The sequence below is a fragment of the Pantoea sp. PvP021 genome, assembly GCF_054056055.1.
The window spans coordinates 485,542-506,608 of record NZ_JBSRXX010000002.1 but is presented as its reverse complement, the minus strand read 5'-3'; the positions used below and the strand labels follow the sequence as shown (position 1 = coordinate 506,608).

Here is a 21,067-nt window from a genome sequence, read left to right as displayed (position 1 = left end):
CTGAGCCAAAAATGAAAAAAACCTGAGAACGTCCTCCTTTCAGAGTTCGCGCTCAGGTTTTGCCTGCGTTAAGCAGTAACAATCCGGTTTATAGAGCTTATTGCCCCTCTTTTCTCACCCGTTCGATGTTAATGGCGAGAAACATGATCTCTTCTGCGGTCAGATCACGCTGATAGCTTTGTTGCAGATGCTGCGCGATTTTCACCGCACATTTCCAGGCTTTGGGATAGTTATCTTTTACTGCTGTATGCAGCGATACATCGTCATCGTCCACCACGGTACGCGTCAGCATCCGCTGAGCAAAAAACTTAAGATGAGTGACAAAACGCTGGTAACTCAGCGACGATTCGATGTACTCCAGCTGCAGTTGATACTTCACCAGTTGCAGAATCTCCTGCATAACCCTGGTGACATGCATCACTTCCGGCATTTCATTATTGAGCTGCGCCGTCACCAGATGTAGCGCGATAAATCCGGCTTCATCCTCCGCCAGTTCGACATTCAGACGACGGGAAATGATAGCCCTGGCCTCCTGACCCAGTTCGAACTCTTTGGGGTAGAGGCGTTTGATATCCCACAGCAACACATTTTTAATTGCCAGACCTTTTTTCTGCCTTTCGATGGCAAAGTAGCAGTGGTCGGTCAACGTGATATACAAGCTCTCCTGCAATGTCCCCAGACGTTGTGTTGCCAGATCAATAATGCGGTCGCAGGTGGTCATCACTTCAGGAGGGATCTGGTGTAACAACTCCTCCAGCCGACGTACCAGCAGATCACTTTGCAGCGCAAATACCTTCTCAATGTGCGCAGCGTTGAGACTGTCACCGATGCGCTTCTGGAAAGCCAGTCCACGCCCCATCACGACCTGTTCGCGTCCCTGCTCATCCTGAACCATCACCACGTTGTTATTAAGAATTTTGGCGATTTTCATCGGAACCCCAGAAACAAAAAAACCTGACATCCGACAGAGGCCAGAAGTCAGGTTTTGCCTGCCTAAGCAGTAACAATCCAGTTCGGGAACTCTATCAGTTTTAGTCGTGACCTCAATCTGTCAGGGCAAAAAGCGTGACAGCGATCGAAATCCTCTTATTAACTTAAAAAGTGACTACCGTGTTGAGTTCAGTCACCCAGGCATCCTGCATGTGGCGATACCCGCCGGACGAGACCAGTATTAAAGCCGGGGGTGCGGTTCCGGGCAGCAAAAGGGGTATGACGCTCAGTGGAATGAAAACTCACGTTATGGGAGGAAGATAGTCATGCGAGGAAGGTCGTCTGAAAAATCGACTAATGGACTGCAGTGTTCATTAACTGCCATTTAGCGATTAAAAACACACCGCTTTGAACGCTTTTGTCACTGATCACAATGTTTTGATTTATCGGACGAAAAGCCCTTAATGTGTGAAATCGTTCTGTTGAGCGTCAGAGCCCGTTATGCAGGGTAAAAGAGTGGAAGGAAGACTATCTGTAAAGGATTTAGCAGGAGAACAGCTCAAACCGCTATTCAGAAACAGCAACGCCGGAAGGTTCGCTTCCGGCGCTGTTGAGATTACGCGGCTTTAACGGCGCGTACTTTCTTTGCAGCAGGCTCTTCCTGCGGCTCATCCGCGCTATAGTCTGAGACAGCTTCTGGCTGAGAGACGGGTGCTGCTGCCGTTTCTGGCAGTTTGCTGGTGCGCAGAATATGCTGAACGGCATCTTTCTGCTCTGCAATCAGCAGGCCCAGCGTTTCTGCCTGAGATTCATCCAGTGCAGGTTGATGCTGTAACAGCCAGTCGGTGAAGGCTTCGGCCATATCGAGCATTTTGTCGTAGGCATCGGCCTCTTTCTTATTGGCAAACGTCATCTTCTCTTCACCCTTTCTGACTACTACAAATTTTGTTTCAACAGCCATCTTCTCGCCCTCAGGTACTGTGTATGCATACAGTATATCATGCCGATCCTGCTTTGCCAGCAGAGAATAGAGTTTATCGGTTGTGCACGGGCTAACCTTAACCTGGCACAGGCTTTTTTCATTTTTCCTGACACATTCTCCGCCGCGAGGGCCGGCGGCTACACCAGCAGCTCTTCAAGAAACATCGCCAATGCCTTACGGGGATCGTCCTCTTCCGAGACGATCACCTCAATCCCCCACTGCCCCAGCACCTCTTTGGCCACCGGGTTGTTCCGGTTAGTGAACAGGTACGATTTTGGCCGGGCGGTTGCCAGCCCGGTGCGGCCCCACATCTTGGTCAGACGGTAAAACAGCAGGCGAATATTGAAATCACTGATGCTGTAGCCGACAAACAGTACTGAGTTGCCCATCACATCGTGAGTCAGTTTGATGTCGAGCGGCGAATCAAAATAGAGGCGTTCAAAATAGCTGCTCTCATCGAGCACGATTGAGGTGTCATCATCAAAATCACCGTGCAGCTTGATGATGTGACGCTTATCTTCAGTGAGAGAAACCAGGTCCGCGGCGTTTGCCACTTTATAATAGGGTACGCCGTGCGCTTCATGCGCCGCTTCCAGCCAGCGATCGTAATTGGTGGTGTAGATACGCGAAAAGTTACCCTGGGTAATCATGGTATGAATTTCAGAAGAGCGGACATCAATATCGGGGCGATGCCATTCGCGATCCATCCAGCTGCGCAGCGGGCCAAGCGAACCTTTTTTCTGTTTGTAATACTCCGCCAGCGACAGGTGCGTGCCATAGGTATTAAAGATTTTTGGATCGTAACCCAGCTCATTAGCAAGATGCGCAATCAGTTCATGCCACTCGGGCAGGCCAAAATTGCGCGAAATACCGGCACCGGCAAACAGAATCAGTTTGCCGGAATCATAGGCGCGTTTGAGTTCAGGTTTCATGCCATGCCCCGCGAGGTTTTTAAAAAGGTGGCGAAGCGATCCAGCGCGATGCGCCGCATCGAGATCTCATTCTTGAGTTCGCCCATTTCAGCAAACGTCTGCTCATAGCCTTCGGGAATAAAGACGCAGTCCCACTGAAAGCCACGCGTTCCGGCAGGTTTCGCGGCGATAGTGCCGCGCAGTTCACCCGAAAACTGGTACATTTTGCGGCCATCGCAGTAGCCCAGCACCGTTTTGGCCGTCACGGCCTGGCTGTCGAGCCCCTGCACCAGCGCGGTAAAGCGCTCAGCGTCCAGGCGGTTCCAGAAGATGCGGGTCAGACCGGCGGGCAGGCCATTGAGGCCATCCAGATAGAGGCCGGTATGCTCTACAAATAGCGGTCGCCCAATCAGCGAAAAGGCTTTGGTCAGTTTGTCGCGTACCAGGTCGAGTTCGTTTTCAGTCTGAATTTCTTCGATGCGACGGGCGATGGGCAGAACTTCGACCCCGACAGGTTCGAGTATTTTGCGCACCTCCGCCAGCTTTTGCTCATTGGCAGAAAGGAATCTGATTTTCATGGGGCTTCCAGGTCAATTACTCCGCCACGCAGTGAGGATTTTACGGAAACAGGCGGGCAGGATAAATCACTAACGCTGGAGAGTGTAGTTCAATTCTGTGCTCATCAGGTTGAAGTGCGCAGAACCGGCCGCAGCAGGCGAGCCGGTTCTGCAGACTCAGTAAACAATGCCGGGTGGATTCACCGTGGACTGAGTGATGGCCTCATCCTGTTCGCCCCAGCGTGCCAGCACCTGCTGATACTGCCCGCCTGCGATGGTGCCATCCAGCGCAGCCTGCAGCGCGGGTGCCAGGCCATTGCCCTTTTTGGTGGTCACGGCGACCCAGGCGCGAAACGGTCCGCTGCCAACCAGCTTTGTCTGTCCGCGTGACGCCACTTTCCAGGCCGCCATCGAGTGAGGGCCAAACATCGCATCTGCCCGTCCCGACAGTAGCGTCAGCGTCGCGGAGGCATCATCAGTCAGGTAAATCGGCGTTACCGCAGGCAGACCTTTAGCCCGGTTCTGCTCATCCCAGCTCAGTAAAATACGCTCCTGATTGGTGCCCGAGGCGACGATAATCCGCTTACCGGCAATATCCGCCGGACTATTAATCTTGCTGATATGACTGTCGCTTTTCACCGCAAAAGCGTGGTTGTCGGCGCGATACGTTGCAAAATCGAACTTCTTCTTGCGCTCTTCGGTCACGGCAATATTGAACATCGCAACATCATAGCGTCCGGCGCTGATGCCCAGCGGCCAGTCCTCCCAGGAAGCCGGAACCAGCCTGAGTTTCAGCCCCAGGCTATCAGCAAGGAGTCGGGCGATATCGGGATCGCTGCCGATCCGCGTGACGTTATCAGACGCCAGCAGCGACAGCGGCGGCGAGTTGGTCGCCGAGGTAGCGACCGTCAGGGTGCCCGGTTCAATAAAGCGGTAATTGTCCGGAATTTGAGCAATAGCCTGCGGATTGGCCGGGGCATGAATCGGCGTCTCGTTTTGCAGGACATCGAGCTTCTCAGCCGCAGAACAGGCCAGCGCCGGAAGCAGCGTCAGAACCGTTAACGTTAATGCCCTCATAACACGCGCGCCAGAAAACGGCGGGTGCGCTCATGACGCGGATTATTGAGCACCTGGGTGGTGCTGCCCTGTTCCACAATCCGGCCATCCACCATAAAGACCACGTTATCCGCCACTTCCCGGGCAAAGCCGATCTCATGCGTCACAATCACCAGCGTAGTGCCGGAACGCGCCAGCTTTTTAATTACATCCAGCACTTCGCCCACCAGTTCAGGATCCAGCGCCGAGGTCGGCTCATCGAACAACATGACCCGTGGATTGAGCATCAGCGCACGCGCAATCGCGATGCGCTGTTGCTGCCCGCCCGACAGGTGACGCGGCCACGCATCGGCTTTATGCCGCAGGCCCACAATATCCAGCAGTTCGCCTGCACGCTGTATCGCTTCCGGTTTCGTTAACTGACGATGGGCAATCGGCGCTTCAATCAGGTTATCCAGCACGCTGAGGTGTGGGAACAGATTGAAGTTCTGGAACACGTAGCCGACGTTGATGCGCTGGCGCAGAATCGCCTTCTCTTTCAGTTCATACAGCTTATTGCCGCGCTGCTGATAGCCGATGTAGTCGCCATCAATCTGAATAAATCCTTCGTCGACCCGTTCCAGATGATTGATGGTGCGCAGCAGCGTGGATTTACCGGAGCCGGACGGCCCGAGGATCACCGTGACGGACCCCGGTGCCAGTGACAGCGATACATCATCCAGCGCTTTATGTTTACCAAATCGTTTACTGACGCCGGTGATGCTGATGGCACCGGTAGTGTGTGAGTTGCGGTAATCAATGGCTTCGGACATGGCTGATCTCCTCGGTCGGATGAAGTGGCGTGACGCGGTTGCGCCATTGTCGCCAGCGCGACGGTTGCGGTTCACGGGTGACGCTGCGGGCCATCCAGCGTTCGGCGTTGTACTGAATCACGGACAACACGGTGGTGATAATCAGATACCAGGCGGCACCAACCATCAGCAGTGGGATTACTTCCTGATTGCGGTTGTAGATCATCTGGATGGTGTAGAAAAGCTCCGGCATCGCCAGCACATAAACCACGGATGTGCCTTTCGCCAGACTGATTATCTCGTTGAACGCGGTGGGAATAATGGCGCGCAGCGCCTGCGGCAGAATGATGCGGAAGGTGCGGCGTGTGGCGGAGAGACCCAGCGCGGACGCGGCTTCCACCTGACCGTGATCGACGCCGAGTATCCCGCCGCGAATAATTTCCGCGCTGTAGGCCGCCTGCACCAGCGTCAGACCGATAACGGCTGCCTGAAACTGCCCCAGCACGTTAATCGTCTGATACGCCCCCCAGGAGAGGCCGGTAAACGGAATGCCGACAGACAGGGTGTCGTAGAGATAGGAGAAGTTATAAAGAATGATCAGTACCACAATCAGCGGCAGTGATCTGAACAGCCAGATATAACCCCACGCCAGCGTGCTCAGCAGCCACGATGAGGAGAGACGTGCCAGCGCCAGCAGACCGCCCAGAAACAGACTGAATATCGTACCCAGCAGCGTCAGCAGCAGCGTCTGACCCAGACCGTGCAGGATCACCGGGTCAAAGAACCAGCGGGCAAACACGCTCCATTCCCAGCGCGGATTAAAGGCCACTGACTGCACCACGCCTGCCAGAATAAACAGCGCAACGATAGCCCCTGCCGTGCGTGCTGGGTAGCGTGCCGGCACCACCTGCAGATGTTGATGTTTGCTCATGGTCACCTCTTAACTCGCCGCGGCGACGTTATAGACGCTGATCACTTTGATAAAACGCAGTCGTCCGTCGTGCGGCGGCTGGCCATAACGCTCCAGATCCCCGCTGAGATCGAACTGTGGCTGATAACCGTGACCGGTATAGAGCCGCACCGCCTCCGGCTGACGGAAGCCGGTGGTGAGAAACAGCCGCTGATAGCCCGCCTGTAAAGCGCGACGCTCCAGCTCCTGTAACACCACCTGCGCCAGCCCCTGACGACGCAGATCGCTGCGGGTCCAGATGCGCTTCAGCTCGGCGGTCTGCGGGTCATAGGGTTTATAAGCGCCCATCGCGATGATCTCGCCGTCACGCTCCAGCACGATAAACAGCCCCTGCGGCGGCAGATACCATTCGGTCAGCTCCTGTTCCAGCTCGTTACGACGGGAAAAATAGTCGCCATAGCGTGCGGAATATTCGCCAAACAGGCCGCCCAGGATCGGTTGCAACTCCGGCGCGTCGGGTGAAACTTCGCGAAAAGTGGATTCACTCATGGTCAGCTCCTTAGTCGCCCAGCCCGGCGGGATTGATTTCGGAACGATCGATCTTCTCAACACCTTCACCCCAGCGGTTCAGCACCTTCTGATAGTCACCGTTGCCGATCACACCGTTCAGCGCGGTGCTGATCGGTTCCGCCAGACCGCTGCCTTTCTTCACGGTAACGGCAATGTGCGCCGCTTTGGGCCAGCCGCCATCGACGCTGCCGACCAGACGGGTTTTGCCGGTCAGTGCCGCTTTCCAGGCACCAATCACATTGGGACCAAAGTAGGCATCAGCCCGGCCAGCCTGCAGCGCCAGCGTCTGTGCGGCATCATCTTTGGTATATACCGGCGTAAAGGCTTTCAGTCCCTTTGCCTGATTCTCTTTATCCCACGCCAGCAGAATCGCCTCCTGATTGGTGCCGGATCCCACAATGATCCTCAGCCCGGCAATATCTTCTGCTTTGGTCAGTGACTTTATCGGGCTGCTGGTTTTGACATAAAAACCCAGTGAATCTTTGCGGTAGGTGGCGAAGTCGAACTTCTCTTTACGATCTTTGGTCACGGTAATGTTGGAGATCGCCGCGTCATACTTGCCCGAGGCCACGCCCAGCGGCCAGTCTTCCCATGAAGCTGGCACCACGTTGAGTTTTAATCCCAGGCTGTCAGCCACCAGCCGGGCAATATCCACTTCGCTGCCAAGCAGGGTTTTATTGTCATCGGAAAACACCGTTAACGGCGGGGAGTTCAGCGCGGCGACTGCCACGGTAAAAGAACCCGGCACCACAAAATGGTGACCCGCAGGCAGTTGCGCGATCGCCTCCGGATTCTTCACGGTATTGATCGGCGCTTTGTTAGCTTCAAGGCTGACGCGCTGGCCGTTATAGGAGACGCTGGTATCTTCAGCCAGCGCATGGCTACTGGCCGCCAGAATAAGCAGGGCGATAAGACGCGATGTTTTGTTCATGGCTTGTGCTCTTATTGTGAGGTGAACTGATTAACGGGTTGTTTCAGGGCGAAGCTGTCACGAAGCGTGCTGCCCGGATAGTCGCGGCGCGTCAGGCCGCGAGCCTGCAGAATCGGCACCACACGGTCGACAAAACGTTCAAAGGTATCGGGCGTGCCGCCGTTAATGATGAAGCCGTCAGTGGCGTGGGTTTCAAACCAGAGCTGCAAACCATCCGCCACCTCTTCCGGCGTGCCGTGAAACAGCGGGCGTGGTGTTGCCGCTTCCAGCGCGGCCTGGCGCAGGGTATGCCCATGCTGCTGTGCTTTGCGTTTGATCTCGTCGGTGGTGCTGCGGAAGCTGTTCTGACCGATGTCACCGATATCCGGGAACGGCTGATCCAGCGGATACTGTGAGAAGTCGTGATGGTCGAAGAAACGCCCGAGGTAGTTAAGCGCATCGGTAATCGACACCAGCGCCGCCGTGGTCTGATACTGGCGCTCCACGTCCTCTGCATCATCGCCAACAATTACACTGACACCCTGGAAGATGTGCAAATCGTCTGGCTGACGGCCATTCGCCACCAGTTGCTGTTTCACATCCTGGTAAAATGCCTGCGCCTCTTCACGCGTCGGCTGATGGGTGAAGATGGCGTCAGCATGACGCGCCGCCAGTTTTTTACCGTCGTCGGACGCGCCCGCCTGGAAGACAATCGGACGACCCTGCGGCGTGCGGGCGATGTTCAGCGGCCCCTGTACCTGGAAGAAATCACCGTGATGATCGAGCGTGTGCAGCTTCGCCGGATCGAAAAATTGTCCGCTGGCCTTATCACGCACAAAAGCATCCTGCTCCCACGAATCCCACAATCCTTTCACCACCTGCAGATACTCATCGGCAATGCGGTAACGCAATGCGTGCTCCGGGTGCTGCTGACGCGAGAAGTTTTTGGCCGAGCCTTCCAGCGGTGACGTCACCACGTTCCAGCCTGCACGCCCGCCGCTGAGATGATCAAGGCTGGCAAACTGACGCGCCACGGTGAACGGCTCGCTGTAAGAGGTCGATACCGTGCCGACCAGCCCCAGATGTTCAGTGACGCCCGCCAGCGCCGAGAGCAGCGTCAGCGGCTCAAAGCGATTCAGAAAGTGCGGGATCGACTTTTCGTTAATAAACAACCCGTCGGCGACAAACAGAAAATCGAGTTTGCCCTGCTCCGCCTTGCGGGCGATTTTTTTGGCGTAATCCAGATTAATACTGGCATCGGCCTGCGCCGCCGGATGGCGCCAGGCAGACATGTTTCCCGATGCGCCATGCAGAATGGTACCCAGCCGAAGTTGTCTTGTGGTCATGATGCTCTCTCTTTTTTAGTCGTAGCGATGCCCGACGACGGTGGTCAGAACCATCGTGCTGTAGCGGGTTGCAGATGAATTCAGTTCAGAATGGCTTCCCGACATCGCGCGTTAAGATGTTGCAGCGCCTGGCGAGCCAGTCGGGCGAAGTAGTCGGCGGCGGGCGCAATCAGCGCCTCATCCGGGGTAAAGCTGGCATGGTGCAGACCAAAGTCACTGGCGCTGCCGATGCTGACAAACGCCCCCGGCACCTGTTGCAGATAGAAGGCAAAATCCTCACCCAGCAGATGGAGATCGGCGGTCTGCACCCGATAGCCCGCCTGCTGCGCCACTTCGCTGCTGAAGGTCGCCCAGTGCGCATCGTTGATCAGCACTGGCGGGCCAGGATGCCAGCTGAGGGTTGCCTGCGCGCCATTGGCGTCGGCGAAGTGCTCAACCAGCGTGCGCACCCGCTGTTCCAGTTCGGCGCGCACCTGTAAATCGTGGGTTCGGGCCGTGCCGCCAAACTCAACGCCGCCGGGTAATACATTCCAGCTTTTGCCGCCGTCGATGCGGGTAATGCTCAGTACCAGACTGTCCAGGGCACTGAAGCTGCGGCTGGTGAGTCCCTGTAACGCCTGGATAATCTGGCTGGCCGTCACAATGCTGTCGACACCCTGCTCTGGATACGCGGCATGTGCGCCTTTGCCGGTGACGCGGATAATAAATTTGTCAGCATTCGCGTAGAACGCCCCGCTGCGGGTGGCAAAGGTGCCGACGGGCAGCGAAGGCTCGTTGTGCATTCCGAAGATAGCCTGCACCTCATCCAGTACCCCCGCCTCAATGAACTGATGCGCACCGCGCGCTATCTCTTCAGCGGGCTGGAACAGGATGCGCACCCGGCCAGCTAACCGATCGGCTTGTGAATTGAGCTTTAAGGCCGCACCCAGCATCACCGCGCTGTGCAGGTCATGACCGCAGGCGTGCATCACGCCAGGATGGCGGGAGTGAAAACGCACCCCGCTCGCCTCATGGATCGGCAGCGCATCGATGTCGGCGCGCAGCGCGATCACTGTCTCTCCGCTGCCAATTTCTGCCACCAGGCCAGTTTCCAGTGGATAGTCCAGCAGCCGGATACCCGCCGCCTGCAACCAGCCCCGCAGTCGCGCGGTGGTGGCGAACTCCTGACCCGACAGCTCCGGCCAGGTGTGCAGTTCGCGTCGCCATTCAATCAGTTGTGACTCAGGGTTCATGATGACTCTCCACTGACGGGGATTCAGGCTGCGACCAGATGATGCGTGGCCAGCAGTTCAAGTGACTGCAGACGTGCAACCGGCTCAGTAATCGGCGTGTCGATAACAAACTCATCAATGTCAAAATTATGATGCAGCGCGTCCAGCTGGGCATGAACCTGCGCCGCCGTGCCTTTCAGAAGTGACGGCGTGCGCGGCTCAATCTGATAATCGCGGTATCCACCCTGACGCACATAGCGCTCCGCCTGTTCCAGACTGGCGACGTTGACGCTGGGGCCATCTTTCACCGCTACATGGTAGTGACGAAGATTGGCTACCAGCAGGTCAGCCCCGGCGGGTGAGTCGGCCACCACCACCTGCACGGCCACCAGGGCGCGCTGACCCTGGCTCAGGCGGGAGTAAGTACTCAGTGCGTGCTCCAGCAACTGGCGGTCGCCATTAAGGTGAGCGGCAAAGACAAACTGCCAGCCCAGACTCGCGGCCAGCCGGGCGCTCTCTTCACTGGCACCCAGCAGAAAACGGTTCGCCGGACGTGGCGGCAGTGGCGTGGCGGCTAAACCCTCATCGTCAGGATCAGCCTGACCGGGCTTCAGCCAGCTATCAAGCAGCTGAAGCTGTTCGGCAAAGCTTCCTTTTTTAGCGGCATCAACACCCTGTTGCAGCGCATGGGTGGAGAGTGGAAGTCCGCCCGGTGCTTTGCCCACGCCGAGGTCAATACGGCCCGGTGCCAGCGAAGCGAGCAGATTAAAGTTCTCTGCCACTTTATAAGGGCTGTAGTGCTGCAACATCACGCCGCCCGATCCGACGCGAATATGTCGTGTCTGGGCAATGATCCAGGCAATCAATACCTCAGGTGAAGGACTGGCCAGCTGCGCGGTGTTGTGATGTTCCGCCAGCCAGAAGCGGTGATAACCCCACTCCTCTGCCCGCTGCGCCATCTGCAGCGTGCGCTGCAGCGCCGCGGTGGGTGATTCACCCTGCAGCACGGGCGCTTTATCTAACAGACTTAATCGATATGCCATTCACCTGGTCCTTGTTTATTCCGGTTGCAGACCAGTGTGCTGCGCAGTCGATCATTGGTAAAACATCATATTGTTTTATGCATTATTGATTTCGTCATAATGGAGAACAGTGAGAAGTGAAAGAGGGAAAACGGGCTCTGAAACAGGTAATCAGGCAGATATTTTGCGTATAACGCTATTTGTTGCCTGATATTCAGGTGAGTAAAATCGGCGAACTGGCAAAGGTTTGCAGAAAATCGTCTTACGTATGGAGAGATGACAGCTGTTAGCCACGACTGCAGGAATTTCATTCATCAGGGATTGAGCATTACTGAGTCGACTCTTAACGGGGCAGAAAAATGAGGCTGGCAAATAAGTCTTGTAAGCATTCGTACAAGTCAGAGGCTACACAGCATGTAGCCTCCGGAATATTGTTAACTGGCCGTAACCTGGCTGATCATTACGCCCTTGATTGTGCTGTTTTCACGATAATATTGAAGGCAATTCAACTGAGTAAATTCTCCGTATCGACGTGAATCATTGCAATATTGGTTAATTTTCTCTTCTGGCTTACTGGAGAACGTCGAGAACAGAGTGTCTGAAGATGCGTTGAGTAAAGGGATACCTGTAACAGAGACATTCAAATACCCTTTATATTCAGAACACTCTTTTTTCCTTCCCTCGCTCGCAATGGCTATCGTCGTTAAGTCTCCCTGCCCCATCTCATTATCCGAAATAAACCAGAAGTTTACATTTCTGGATGTGAGGCAGAGCCACGATGCCTGATTATCCTGGTTAACCACAGCTCCGGTCTGTTTTGCAATGTCTTCAAGGCGGCTAAACTCCATTGCAAAAAGCCTGTCACCAATGATTACTTCGGGAACTAAGTCTTTGCGTGTGTCGTGATAAGTGACGGATGATTTGTCATCATAATAACTGGCGCCGAAGCCAGTCATCTGAGTAGCCATCACAGCAGGAGAAAATATTGTAATGATAAGAAGTGATTTCATTTAACATTTAACTCCCTGTCACCACTTGCCCATATGCTTTTTCGTACACTGAGTGAAGCGATTATACAACCTTCAGATGAATCCAGTGGATGCTTCTTGCTTGCTCCATGAATGCGAAACGTAGAGCGGCCACACATGGCATTGCTCAGAGCGGGTGTGAGGTCGAGAGTATATTTTCCGGTATGAACTGAATTATGCGGAGAACCAATGGTATAACTGCCCCTGGGTAGTGGGCCTTTGCTGCTTACGCACTCCTGAGAAAAATAATTCTTATAACCTGTCGCCCCGGCGTAATCTGCGGTGTATGTTTCACCATTGCGGCTGAAGGTGTGTGTTGTGACATCATATTCCCATGCCATTATCCATTCCTCTCGTTCCATGAATCAGAATAAATGACATTGCCGTCCAGATAATGCCCTGTAATTTTTTTATAGGAAAAATCAATAAACTCAGCATGATTGTGCCTGGCCCACTGGTGTTTTTTAACACCCATCATCAGGGAATCTACTTCTGTAACCTTAATGTTCTCAAGGCTGGTTCTAAAATACTCCTCCTCCTGTCCGTTATTATTTATTCTATAGAATTTAAATACTGCTGACTTTAATGTCTTCCCTGTACACAGGGCTTTGTAAAGCCAGGGAGAAGAACTGTCAATTTCTTTCATAAATGAGAATGAACTATGTAAGCATTTTGCAGTGATTTTTCCGGTTAAAGTATCTGTGGGTTGTTCAATAGAGTGCATTAGTTCGCTCACTTCTATACTTCCCTGTCTGCCTTTTACATCAACGCTTCCTTTTATGGTTTTACCACTATCATCCATAAGCCATAGATAAACTGGAATAGTCATTACAAACTCCCTTTTATTATCAGACAGTGTAATAATCATCTGTTATATCTTTTTAGCAAGAGAGTATTGGAAGGGTTTTTGATATCAATCAAGTGATGGCATTTCTTTGGGTTTTTTAGCGAAAAAACAAGTTAAGCCATCAAGTAATTACTCATGTACATTAAAATCATAATGATATTGAACAACTTTATTTTTAGATGAAAGATCATTTTGTCTGATGGTACCGAGAGCGGCTGATTAAAGCATGCTGCCTGGCACACTTGCTTACATGCCAAAGCGCAAACTCCATCCCGGAGTCAGCTGATTCAGGATCGCTTGCCTGTCGATGTCTGCGCAAAGTAATAGCGTTGATATCCGTAAAAACAGGTGTCCAAAGCGTATTTTTCTAAGGCCGTTGCGAATTTTGTTTCAACGGGAAAAATCGGGTGTTGATAAGCGCCACATTCACTTCACATGGAACGCCGTCGTCGAGATAAACAGTTTCATTAAGCTGAATGACAGCATCCCCTTCTGCTAAATTAAGCAGAGTAAGCGACTGTGTATCCGTAAGATTGACGGCCGTTAAATGCTGGTCCCTTAGCTGCACTTTCTTACCGGTAACTTCTTCAATGTAGGCATATTTTGATAGTTCCAGCTTGCTGAACTCCATGCTGCTAAACATATTAACCGGCAGGTGAATATGTTCCAGAGCTACCGGGATGTCATCGAAACACATCAGGCGTAAAATTTTATAGATCTGATCGCTGTTTTTAATACGCAGCGCCTGAGCGATATCAGCAGAAGGAACCTTGATTATGCTGACCGATATGATTTTTCTTACACCTTTATGACCATTTCTTTGCGCCTGATAATCAAAAGGTGAAAGCACATGATATCGGTTCGCCTGGCTACTCATCTCCGTGGAACCGACAAAAATACCCGACCCTTTAACCCGGTAAATTCTCTGCTGCTCCACCAGAATGCGTGTGGCTTCACGCACCGTTGCGCGAGTAATGCCGATACTTTTGGCAATTGATATTTCGGTATCCAGTTTCTCTCCGGGTCGAAGGCCATCATCCTTAATTTTATTGAGGATGTAATCAACAACCTCTTTTTGTTTTTCAGTAATGCCATCAACCATTGGCTTTCTTCCCGTTTGAGTGAAGGACAGACTCCCTCTAATCCGTGTCAGTACAGTTCTGCCTGACATTGCCGGATGAGTACCACTTCCGCTAGCTGAATATGTGATCAACTTATCAAATTGGCACTGATGTTAAGCCTGATAAGCAATATTTTAACTTTACATGTTGTGTCCGTACACGTCGAAGGACATCATCAGGATGACTAGACACCTTTAACATGTACAGATGTGATGACCGTTGTGAAATATAACCCCATCTGAACAATGAGAAAATATTTTTTTAATAACTACATGAAAATCATGACTTTTAAGGATGTTACCTCCTTTTACTACATTCGATTTTTGTCTCGCTCTGCTGACAGAAAGTTTATCTAAAAAAGTGATAACGGGGGTTTTGAGGGAAACTGACTGTACATACTCAGGAATTTATGAAAAATCGGAATGCATAACAGGCCCTGTTCCGGTTGAGAAAATTTTATATGAGATGGGTTATGCGTAACCGGGAGCAGGCAAACGCCACACGGTTTATGCGTTTAGTTAAATTTTATTGCGCATTTAAACAGGAGGAGTAAGACGATGTCACACCTGGCTAAGTGGTTAAATAACGAGAAAATCCAGTACGTCGAAAGCGTGACTGACTGGCAGGAAGCGTTAGTTATTGCGGGACGTCCTCTGCTCAGTGAGGGCGCAATATCGCAGGATTATATTGATGCGATTATTCAGCAAAAAGAGGAGATCGGCCCCTTTTTTGTCATCGCGCCCCAGATTGCCATGCCCCACGCACGCCCGGAACAAGGCGCACACAAACTGGGGTTGTCGATTGTGCTGCTGGGTACAGCAGTGAAATTTGACTCCGAAGAAAACGATCCGGTGAAGGCTATTTTCATGTTTGCCGCACCGGACAGTAATAGCCATATCGAAATGATCTCCCAGCTGGCGGAAGTGCTGTCCGATGAAGAGATCATGGCGCAGATATTCAATGCGAGCAGCAAAGAAGCGCTCATGACGATTTTATCAGGCGTTTAGTCTGCCCGTTGAAACGCGACTTTTAATCATTAGTTAATGAGGTTTGATATGAAAATTATGGCGGTGTGTGGTTCAGGTTTAGGCAGCAGCTTCATGATGGAAATGAACATCAAGAAAGTGCTTAAAACGATCGGTGTTGAAGCTGAAGTGGAACATTCGGATCTCGGCTCTGTCACCCCCGATGTGGCAGATGTTTTTGTTATGGCCAAAGACATTGCTTATAGCGCAAACCTTCCTGAACAGAAGGTCATCATCATTAATAACATCATTGACCTGAAAGAAGTGGAGCAGAAAATACGTGAGTATTTTGAGAAAAAGTGACGCTAATAATTAGATAAACACCTTACCCTCGAGGTTAATATGTTTACTCAAAATCTTTTGCAGTTCGTCGTCGACGTGCTGAAAGTGCCCTCTATATTAGTCGGACTGGTGGCATTTTTCGGACTGATTGCGCAGAAGAAGCCGTTTCCTGATGTTATCAAGGGCACGGTAAAAACTATTCTGGGCTTCCTGGTACTGGCAGGCGGCGCAACCGTTCTGGTCGGTTCACTGACGCCACTGGGCGACATTTTCAAACATGCGTTTGATGTTCAGGGCATCATTCCTAATAACGAAGCGATGGTCTCTATCGCTCTGGCAAAATATGGTGCGCCTACCACGATGATCATGGCCTTCGGCATGGTCGCCAACATCGTTGTCGCCCGCTTCACCCGACTGAAATATATCTACCTCTCAGGGCATGTGACGTTTTATATGGCCTGTATGATCGCGATTATTTTATCGGTTGCTGGTTTTGAAGGTATTCATCTTATTTACACCGGGTCACTGCTGTTGGGCATTCTGATGGCCACCTTCCCGGCGATCGCCCAGCCCTATATGCGTAAGATCATTGGTGGCGACCATGTCGCGCTGGCGCATACCGGGACAATTGGCTATGTCTTATCAGGCTGGATCGGCTCTTTGGTAGGCAAAGGATCTAAATCCACCGAAGAGATGAACATGCCAAAAAACCTCAGTTTTTTGCGTGACAGTACCATCTCGATATCTCTGACGATGATGATTATCTACTTAATCCTGTCGGTGTCTGCCGGTAAAGACTATGTAGAGGCTAATTTCAGCAATGGTCAGAACTACCTGGTTTACTCCTTTATCCAGGCTATTACCTTTGCGGCGGGTGTCTTTATCATTCTGCAGGGTGTGCGCTTAATCCTGGCTGAAATTGTCCCTGCCTTTACCGGCTTTTCAGAAAAACTGGTTCCGGAAGCCAGACCGGCGCTGGATTGCCCGATTGTTTTCCCCTACGCCCCGAATGCGGTGCTGGTTGGCTTTATCTCCAGCTTTGTCGGTGGCCTGGTGGGGCTGTTTGTTCTCGGTCAGCTGCATTGGGTATTGATTCTGCCGGGTGTGGTTCCTCACTTCTTCTGTGGCGCTACGGCTGGCGTGTTTGGTAATGCGACCGGCGGCAAGCGTGGTGCGATTTGCGGTGCCTTTGCTCATGGCCTGTTAATTACCTTCCTGCCTGTCGCCCTGCTGCCGGTACTCGGACAGATAGGGCTGACCAACACCACCTTCTCGGATACCGACTTCGGCGTCACCGGCATCCTGCTGGGTAATATGGCTCACTTTATGGATAAGGGAACCATTACTATGATTATCACCGGCATTTTTGGCTTGTTAGTGATTTATAACTTTACGGCTAAAAAGAAGGTGCCTGTAGAAACGAATGCAGGGTAATAGTAACGCTTAATGGCAACCAGAAAGGGCAATGAGCGCTTTCTGGTTGTTTGCGGAATACCTTCATCATTCAGTTTCCAGAAAAAAAACCGCACTCATATAAGTTCAGGCTAAGTTATTCAGCGAATGCTTCAAACGGCAGGTTAAAACGCGCTGCCAGTCGGGCTTTATGTTTATCCGTCAAAGGACGATCACCACGCAGGATACGACTGACATAAGAGCGCTGCCCTATTTCATCCGCAAAAGAGGATTGAGTCAGGCCGTGCTGATCCATGATGACTCGCAAAAGTGCTACTCCGCGCGGAATAGCATCAGTACGCGCGTTAAACGCAGCGAACTCAGGGGCGCTGTTTTCGTATCGGGCGACTTTATCAGACAGTATCTCTACTAACGGGCTGTCCGGCTGGTGCTCAACCAGATATTCAACCAGTTCCAGCGCCTGCTCGTAGTCCCTTTTATCGGTACTGCCTCCCAGAAAGGGAACAATTCTGACCAGGTCATTGGTCGCCTGGATTGCTTCGGTAATCATTCTTTACTCTCCCGGTACTTCTTCACCAGCTTGTCATATTCCGCATGCGTCACGATGTGTTTGATAAAAATTTTGCCGCGATCAAAGTCAGCATAAAACATGATTCTCAGGCTGTTTCCGCCCACATCGATTACCCACCACTTTTCCCGGTACTTCATGCGGTCAAGGCTCTGAAAGCGAATTTTCAGCGCATCTGGCGTGGCAAAGTTTTCGTCCCTTAGGACCAGATAAGCCGCATCCAGTGCGGAGGCATGATTTGGATAAATTATTGCCGCTTCCCTGAACGGCCCTCTTGAGATGATATGCATTTTTCTCTCAAACTTTCCATGTTGGAAACATTCTAACCCACAAAGCTAATGTTTCCAACATGGAACACACGCAGATGAGTTCTGAATGAATTGCTGGCGCTAAACCTAGTAAAAAAAGGACTATTCCGATCCAGAAAAGTGATCAACATCACATTTTCAACATTAGACATACTAATAAATAAAATTTAACAACAAAACATTTGAATGATAATGATTAACATTTACACTCTCATCCGCATATAACAAAGCGTTTAACGCTGCCAAATCCACAAATAATATGCGGTATTTACTCTTTTTAAGGTGAAAACACTAATCCATTTAATGGTCAGGGTTTTTATCTGGTTAGTTAGTTTTATGTTTACTGGAGTTGTTGAGCGGACATCCAACGCTGCTGACCTTACGTCGGCAGGGTCACTGGTATTAACGCACAGGAACTGAACATGCTTTTACGCTCATCCACTCAGGCGGCACAGGATCTCGCGCCAGCATCCAATGCCAGCGGTGCCGAAACGGCTATTTTTAACGATCAGCAACTGGCGGCCTGGTCGCAGCAGACTCAGGAGGTGCTGGCGCTGATGACCCGTACCGTTACCGGCGTTGAGAAGCCTTTCAGCGGTATCCTGCCCCATGAACTGGCGGCGGAATTCAGTGAGGTCGATCTCGATCGTCCGCTGGGTAACAACGATGACGCTCTGACAGAGCTGAGTCAGCTCTATCTGCGTGACGCCGTCTGGTTTCACCACCCTAAATATCTGGCGCACCTGAACTGCCCGGTCGTACTGCCCTCTCTGATGGCTGAGCAGATTATGGCGGCGGTGAATAGCTCGGTCGACACCTGGGATCAGAGCGCAGGCGGTACGCTGATTGAGCAGAAGGTGATCGACTGGACGCTTGGCCGCATCGGCCTGCCTGCCGGATCTGATGGGATCTTCACCAGCGGTGGCACCCAATCCAACCTGATGGCAATGCTGCTGGCGCGTGATAGCTGGTGCGCGGCACATCATCCGGGGCATCTGATTAAACATCGCGGCCTGCCTGAGACCGCGTCGAAATGGCGGGTGTTTACCTCGAAACTCAGCCACTTCAGCATCCAGAAATCGATGGCGATTTTAGGGCTGGGCTATGACGCAGTTATCGCCGTTGATCACGACGCCCACTACCGTATGGACGCAGCGTGCCTGGCGCAGGAGATCGAGAAATGTCGCAGTGAAGGGCTGATCCCGATTGCTGTGGTTGCCACCAGCGGCACCACGGACTTTGGCAGCATCGATCCGCTGCCGGAGATTGCCCGTCTCTGTGACAATTATGGTTTGTGGATGCACGTTGACGCCGCTTACGGCTGTGGGCTGCTGGTCTCAGAGAATCATCGCTCACGCCTGAATGGCATTGAACGGGCTGATTCCGTCACCGTCGATTATCACAAATCTTTCTTCCAGACCGTCAGCTGCGGTGCGTTCTTTGTGCGGGACAGCCACAACCTGAAGCATGTCACGCACCATGCAGATTACCTGAATCCGCTCAGTGCCCAGCAGGAAGGCACACCGAATCTGGTCAACAAAAGCATTCAGACCACCCGCCGATTTGATGCGTTGAAAATGTGGCTGACCCTGCGCGTGATGGGTCCGGCGGCGCTGGGTGACGCTTTCGATACGCTGATAGAGCTGACACAGGCGGCTCATGAGCGGTTAACTGCGCATCCTGCTATCGAAGTGCTGCACGCGCCTGAGCTGACGACTCAGATTTTCCGCTACGTGCCCGGCAAAAACGCCAGCGACGCACAGATCGACGAAATCAACGCCGCTATCCGTAAAGCGCTCTTCCGCTCCGGCAACGCAGTGATTGCAGGAACCAAAGTCGATGGGCGTCAGTACCTGAAATTCACCCTGTTAAATCCCACCACGACCATCGCCGACATCGAAGATGTGCTGAGCCTGATCGCGCACTATGGCCGCGAGCAGGTACGTGCGTCTGCGCTGAACGCGGCGAAACAGTGAGAGCTCTGAAATGAATAATTCCGTTTACGATTTTATTGGTATCGGTATCGGCCCTTTCAACCTGAGTCTGGCCTGTCTGAGTGAGCCGGTTGAGGGACTGAACGGTCTTTTCCTGGATGAGAACCCGGGCTTTGACTGGCACACCGGCATGATGCTGGAAAATGCCCATCTGCAGACGCCGTTTATGGCCGATCTGGTGACACTCGCCGATCCGACCAGCCCTTACAGCCTGCTTAACTACATGAAGGGAAAGGGGAAATTATACTCTTTTTATATCCGTGAAGACTTCTTCCTGATGCGCAAAGAGTATAATCAGTACTGCCAGTGGGCCAGTTCACGGCTCTCTAATCTGCGCTGGAACAGCCACGTTGAGTATGTCAGCTACGATGAGGCGGCTGGCGTCTATCAACTCCAGGTGACCGACACCCGGAATGGTCAGAAACAGAACTATCTGGCACGACATCTGATCCTCGGCACCGGGCCTAAAGCCTGGATGCCGGAGTGCAGCCAGCCGCACCGCCAGCGCCTGACGCACTCAAGCCACTATCTGGTCAACAAAGCGGAACTGCAGCAGAAGCGTTCCATCACCGTGCTGGGCAGCGGCCAGAGCGCGGCAGAAATCTACTACGACCTGCTGACCGATATCGACCGCTTTGGCTATCAGCTCAACTGGATCACCCGCGCGCCGCGCTTCTATCCGTTGGAGTACACCAAGCTCACGCTGGAGATGACCTCGCCGGAGTGGGTCGACTATTTCCACGCGCTGCCCGCCAGCACCCGGGACGAACTGAATGCGCGCCACAAGAATCTCTACAAAGGCATCAACAGCAGCCTGATTAACGACATTTATGACCTGATGTATGTCAAACAGCTCGACGGCGATCTGAACGTTAACCTGTTTACTCACTCGGCGCTGACCGCTATGCGCTGGCGGCCACAGGGAGAGTTCGAGCTGACGCTGCATCAGGAGGAGCAGGATTGCACCTTCACCCGTCGCACCGAAGGACTGGTGATGGCGACCGGCTATCACTACCAGCCACCGATGTTTTTAGAGGGCATCAACGCCCGCCTGCGCTGGGATGACAAAGGCCGCTACGACGTGCAGCGCAACTACAGCATCGATTATCACAATCAGATCTTCGTGCAGAACGCCGAACTGCACACCCATGGCTTTGTTACGCCGGATCTCGGCATGGCCTGCTACCGCAACTCGGTGCTGCTGCGCGAACTGACCGGACGCGAGGTCTACCCGATCGAGCGTCAGATTGCCTTCCAGACCTTCCCGGCTAAATCGGAGCACTGA

Annotated in this window: 23 protein-coding genes; 5 read left to right on the top strand and 18 right to left on the bottom strand. The window is 52.6% G+C overall.

The genetic code is table 11. The annotated features are described in order from the left end of the window. Window positions 1–97: 97 nt before the first annotated feature. From licT to ACVKSX_RS11495, 16 genes are all read right to left on the bottom strand, one after another. Window positions 98–931 (bottom strand): BglG family transcription antiterminator LicT, encoded by an 834-nt coding sequence (gene licT / locus ACVKSX_RS11570; RefSeq protein WP_010247080.1) that lies wholly within the window; start codon window positions 929–931, stop codon window positions 98–100. Between the two features lie 615 nt (window positions 932–1,546). Next, complete coding sequence (locus tag ACVKSX_RS11565) at window positions 1,547–1,891, bottom strand: YebG family protein (RefSeq protein ID WP_354438579.1); 345 nt, start codon at window positions 1,889–1,891, stop codon at window positions 1,547–1,549. 158 nt (window positions 1,892–2,049) lie between these two features. After that, on the bottom strand, window positions 2,050–2,844 hold the full coding sequence (locus tag ACVKSX_RS11560; RefSeq protein WP_010247078.1) for an SIR2 family protein: 795 nt from the start codon (window positions 2,842–2,844) through the stop codon (window positions 2,050–2,052). Next, a complete protein-coding gene (locus ACVKSX_RS11555; protein WP_010247077.1) occupies window positions 2,841–3,401 on the bottom strand; it encodes a non-canonical purine NTP pyrophosphatase in 561 nt (186 codons plus the stop codon). Before ACVKSX_RS11555 ends, ACVKSX_RS11560 begins: the two co-directional genes overlap by 4 nt. A gap of 156 nt (window positions 3,402–3,557) precedes the next feature. After that, window positions 3,558–4,457 (bottom strand): ABC transporter substrate-binding protein, encoded by a 900-nt coding sequence (locus ACVKSX_RS11550; protein ID WP_010670374.1) that lies wholly within the window; start codon window positions 4,455–4,457, stop codon window positions 3,558–3,560. Beyond that, window positions 4,454–5,248: an amino acid ABC transporter ATP-binding protein gene (locus ACVKSX_RS11545; RefSeq protein ID WP_022624346.1), complete on the bottom strand. Its 795-nt coding sequence runs from the start codon at window positions 5,246–5,248 to the stop codon at window positions 4,454–4,456. Before ACVKSX_RS11545 ends, ACVKSX_RS11550 begins: the two co-directional genes overlap by 4 nt. Then, window positions 5,232–6,158 (bottom strand): amino acid ABC transporter permease, encoded by a 927-nt coding sequence (locus ACVKSX_RS11540; RefSeq protein ID WP_010247074.1) that lies wholly within the window; start codon window positions 6,156–6,158, stop codon window positions 5,232–5,234. Before ACVKSX_RS11540 ends, ACVKSX_RS11545 begins: the two co-directional genes overlap by 17 nt. 9 nt (window positions 6,159–6,167) lie before the next feature. Then, the gene (locus tag ACVKSX_RS11535; RefSeq protein ID WP_354438582.1) at window positions 6,168–6,686 is read right to left on the bottom strand and encodes a GNAT family N-acetyltransferase; all 519 of its coding nucleotides are present in this window, start codon (window positions 6,684–6,686) and stop codon (window positions 6,168–6,170) included. Between the two features lie 10 nt (window positions 6,687–6,696). Next, window positions 6,697–7,638: an ABC transporter substrate-binding protein gene (locus ACVKSX_RS11530; protein WP_031590717.1), complete on the bottom strand. Its 942-nt coding sequence runs from the start codon at window positions 7,636–7,638 to the stop codon at window positions 6,697–6,699. An 11-nt stretch (window positions 7,639–7,649) separates the two neighbouring features. Continuing rightward, a complete protein-coding gene (locus ACVKSX_RS11525; protein ID WP_354438585.1) occupies window positions 7,650–8,963 on the bottom strand; it encodes an LLM class flavin-dependent oxidoreductase in 1,314 nt (437 codons plus the stop codon). 80 nt (window positions 8,964–9,043) lie between these two features. Further along, complete coding sequence (locus ACVKSX_RS11520; RefSeq protein ID WP_167423164.1) at window positions 9,044–10,195, bottom strand: amidohydrolase; 1,152 nt, start codon at window positions 10,193–10,195, stop codon at window positions 9,044–9,046. 23 nt (window positions 10,196–10,218) lie between these two features. Then, entirely contained in the window at window positions 10,219–11,217 is a 999-nt protein-coding gene (locus ACVKSX_RS11515; protein ID WP_022624350.1) for an MsnO8 family LLM class oxidoreductase, read from the bottom strand. A 413-nt stretch (window positions 11,218–11,630) separates the two neighbouring features. Continuing rightward, window positions 11,631–12,206: a hypothetical protein gene (locus tag ACVKSX_RS11510; protein ID WP_354438587.1), complete on the bottom strand. Its 576-nt coding sequence runs from the start codon at window positions 12,204–12,206 to the stop codon at window positions 11,631–11,633. Next, the gene (locus tag ACVKSX_RS11505) at window positions 12,203–12,565 is read right to left on the bottom strand and encodes a tlde1 domain-containing protein (protein ID WP_346526427.1); all 363 of its coding nucleotides are present in this window, start codon (window positions 12,563–12,565) and stop codon (window positions 12,203–12,205) included. Before ACVKSX_RS11505 ends, ACVKSX_RS11510 begins: the two co-directional genes overlap by 4 nt. Beyond that, window positions 12,565–13,053, bottom strand: a complete 489-nt coding sequence (tssD, locus tag ACVKSX_RS11500) for a type VI secretion system tube protein TssD (protein ID WP_354438589.1) — start codon at window positions 13,051–13,053, stop codon at window positions 12,565–12,567. The genes ACVKSX_RS11505 and tssD overlap by 1 nt, the downstream gene beginning before the upstream one ends. Window positions 13,054–13,438: 385 nt before the next feature. Further along, window positions 13,439–14,173 (bottom strand): GntR family transcriptional regulator, encoded by a 735-nt coding sequence (locus tag ACVKSX_RS11495; protein WP_010247068.1) that lies wholly within the window; start codon window positions 14,171–14,173, stop codon window positions 13,439–13,441. Window positions 14,174–14,749: 576 nt separating this feature from the next. Here ACVKSX_RS11495 and ACVKSX_RS11490 point away from each other — a divergent pair. The 3 genes from ACVKSX_RS11490 to ACVKSX_RS11480 are packed head-to-tail and all read left to right on the top strand — an operon-like array spanning window position 14,750 to window position 16,933. Beyond that, window positions 14,750–15,199, top strand: a complete 450-nt coding sequence (locus ACVKSX_RS11490) for a PTS sugar transporter subunit IIA (RefSeq protein ID WP_010247067.1) — start codon at window positions 14,750–14,752, stop codon at window positions 15,197–15,199. Between the two features lie 48 nt (window positions 15,200–15,247). Beyond that, window positions 15,248–15,520 carry a PTS sugar transporter subunit IIB gene (locus ACVKSX_RS11485; protein ID WP_010247066.1) on the top strand — a complete coding sequence of 91 codons (273 nt, stop codon included), beginning with the start codon at window positions 15,248–15,250 and terminating at the stop codon, window positions 15,518–15,520. 39 nt (window positions 15,521–15,559) lie between these two features. Continuing rightward, complete coding sequence (locus tag ACVKSX_RS11480) at window positions 15,560–16,933, top strand: PTS ascorbate transporter subunit IIC (protein WP_010247065.1); 1,374 nt, start codon at window positions 15,560–15,562, stop codon at window positions 16,931–16,933. A gap of 115 nt (window positions 16,934–17,048) precedes the next feature. Here the strand turns inward: ACVKSX_RS11480 and ACVKSX_RS11475 are convergent, their stop codons facing one another. Together ACVKSX_RS11475 and ACVKSX_RS11470 are read right to left on the bottom strand one after the other, a co-directional pair. After that, window positions 17,049–17,462, bottom strand: a complete 414-nt coding sequence (locus ACVKSX_RS11475; protein WP_010247064.1) for a helix-turn-helix domain-containing protein — start codon at window positions 17,460–17,462, stop codon at window positions 17,049–17,051. After that, entirely contained in the window at window positions 17,459–17,770 is a 312-nt protein-coding gene (locus tag ACVKSX_RS11470; RefSeq protein WP_010247063.1) for a type II toxin-antitoxin system HigB family toxin, read from the bottom strand. Before ACVKSX_RS11470 ends, ACVKSX_RS11475 begins: the two co-directional genes overlap by 4 nt. Before the next feature lie 440 nt (window positions 17,771–18,210). Between ACVKSX_RS11470 and ACVKSX_RS11465 the strand changes: the two genes are divergently transcribed. Together ACVKSX_RS11465 and ACVKSX_RS11460 are read left to right on the top strand one after the other, a co-directional pair. After that, entirely contained in the window at window positions 18,211–19,764 is a 1,554-nt protein-coding gene (locus tag ACVKSX_RS11465; protein ID WP_033780266.1) for a pyridoxal phosphate-dependent decarboxylase family protein, read from the top strand. Between the two features lie 10 nt (window positions 19,765–19,774). Beyond that, on the top strand, window positions 19,775–21,067 hold the full coding sequence (locus ACVKSX_RS11460) for a lysine N(6)-hydroxylase/L-ornithine N(5)-oxygenase family protein (protein ID WP_354438592.1): 1,293 nt from the start codon (window positions 19,775–19,777) through the stop codon (window positions 21,065–21,067).

Coding starts and splice junctions, on each gene's coding strand:
- licT (WP_010247080.1), bottom strand. CDS start 931: ATGAAAATCGCCAAAATTCTTAATAACAACGTGGTGATGGTTCAGGAT.
- ACVKSX_RS11565 (WP_354438579.1), bottom strand. CDS start 1,891: ATGGCTGTTGAAACAAAATTTGTAGTAGTCAGAAAGGGTGAAGAGAAG.
- ACVKSX_RS11560 (WP_010247078.1), bottom strand. CDS start 2,844: ATGAAACCTGAACTCAAACGCGCCTATGATTCCGGCAAACTGATTCTG.
- ACVKSX_RS11555 (WP_010247077.1), bottom strand. CDS start 3,401: ATGAAAATCAGATTCCTTTCTGCCAATGAGCAAAAGCTGGCGGAGGTG.
- ACVKSX_RS11550 (WP_010670374.1), bottom strand. CDS start 4,457: ATGAGGGCATTAACGTTAACGGTTCTGACGCTGCTTCCGGCGCTGGCC.
- ACVKSX_RS11545 (WP_022624346.1), bottom strand. CDS start 5,248: ATGTCCGAAGCCATTGATTACCGCAACTCACACACTACCGGTGCCATC.
- ACVKSX_RS11540 (WP_010247074.1), bottom strand. CDS start 6,158: ATGAGCAAACATCAACATCTGCAGGTGGTGCCGGCACGCTACCCAGCA.
- ACVKSX_RS11535 (WP_354438582.1), bottom strand. CDS start 6,686: ATGAGTGAATCCACTTTTCGCGAAGTTTCACCCGACGCGCCGGAGTTG.
- ACVKSX_RS11530 (WP_031590717.1), bottom strand. CDS start 7,638: ATGAACAAAACATCGCGTCTTATCGCCCTGCTTATTCTGGCGGCCAGT.
- ACVKSX_RS11525 (WP_354438585.1), bottom strand. CDS start 8,963: ATGACCACAAGACAACTTCGGCTGGGTACCATTCTGCATGGCGCATCG.
- ACVKSX_RS11520 (WP_167423164.1), bottom strand. CDS start 10,195: ATGAACCCTGAGTCACAACTGATTGAATGGCGACGCGAACTGCACACC.
- ACVKSX_RS11515 (WP_022624350.1), bottom strand. CDS start 11,217: ATGGCATATCGATTAAGTCTGTTAGATAAAGCGCCCGTGCTGCAGGGT.
- ACVKSX_RS11510 (WP_354438587.1), bottom strand. CDS start 12,206: ATGAAATCACTTCTTATCATTACAATATTTTCTCCTGCTGTGATGGCT.
- ACVKSX_RS11505 (WP_346526427.1), bottom strand. CDS start 12,565: ATGGCATGGGAATATGATGTCACAACACACACCTTCAGCCGCAATGGT.
- tssD (WP_354438589.1), bottom strand. CDS start 13,053: ATGACTATTCCAGTTTATCTATGGCTTATGGATGATAGTGGTAAAACC.
- ACVKSX_RS11495 (WP_010247068.1), bottom strand. CDS start 14,173: ATGGTTGATGGCATTACTGAAAAACAAAAAGAGGTTGTTGATTACATC.
- ACVKSX_RS11490 (WP_010247067.1), top strand. CDS start 14,750: ATGTCACACCTGGCTAAGTGGTTAAATAACGAGAAAATCCAGTACGTC.
- ACVKSX_RS11485 (WP_010247066.1), top strand. CDS start 15,248: ATGAAAATTATGGCGGTGTGTGGTTCAGGTTTAGGCAGCAGCTTCATG.
- ACVKSX_RS11480 (WP_010247065.1), top strand. CDS start 15,560: ATGTTTACTCAAAATCTTTTGCAGTTCGTCGTCGACGTGCTGAAAGTG.
- ACVKSX_RS11475 (WP_010247064.1), bottom strand. CDS start 17,462: ATGATTACCGAAGCAATCCAGGCGACCAATGACCTGGTCAGAATTGTT.
- ACVKSX_RS11470 (WP_010247063.1), bottom strand. CDS start 17,770: ATGCATATCATCTCAAGAGGGCCGTTCAGGGAAGCGGCAATAATTTAT.
- ACVKSX_RS11465 (WP_033780266.1), top strand. CDS start 18,211: ATGCTTTTACGCTCATCCACTCAGGCGGCACAGGATCTCGCGCCAGCA.
- ACVKSX_RS11460 (WP_354438592.1), top strand. CDS start 19,775: ATGAATAATTCCGTTTACGATTTTATTGGTATCGGTATCGGCCCTTTC.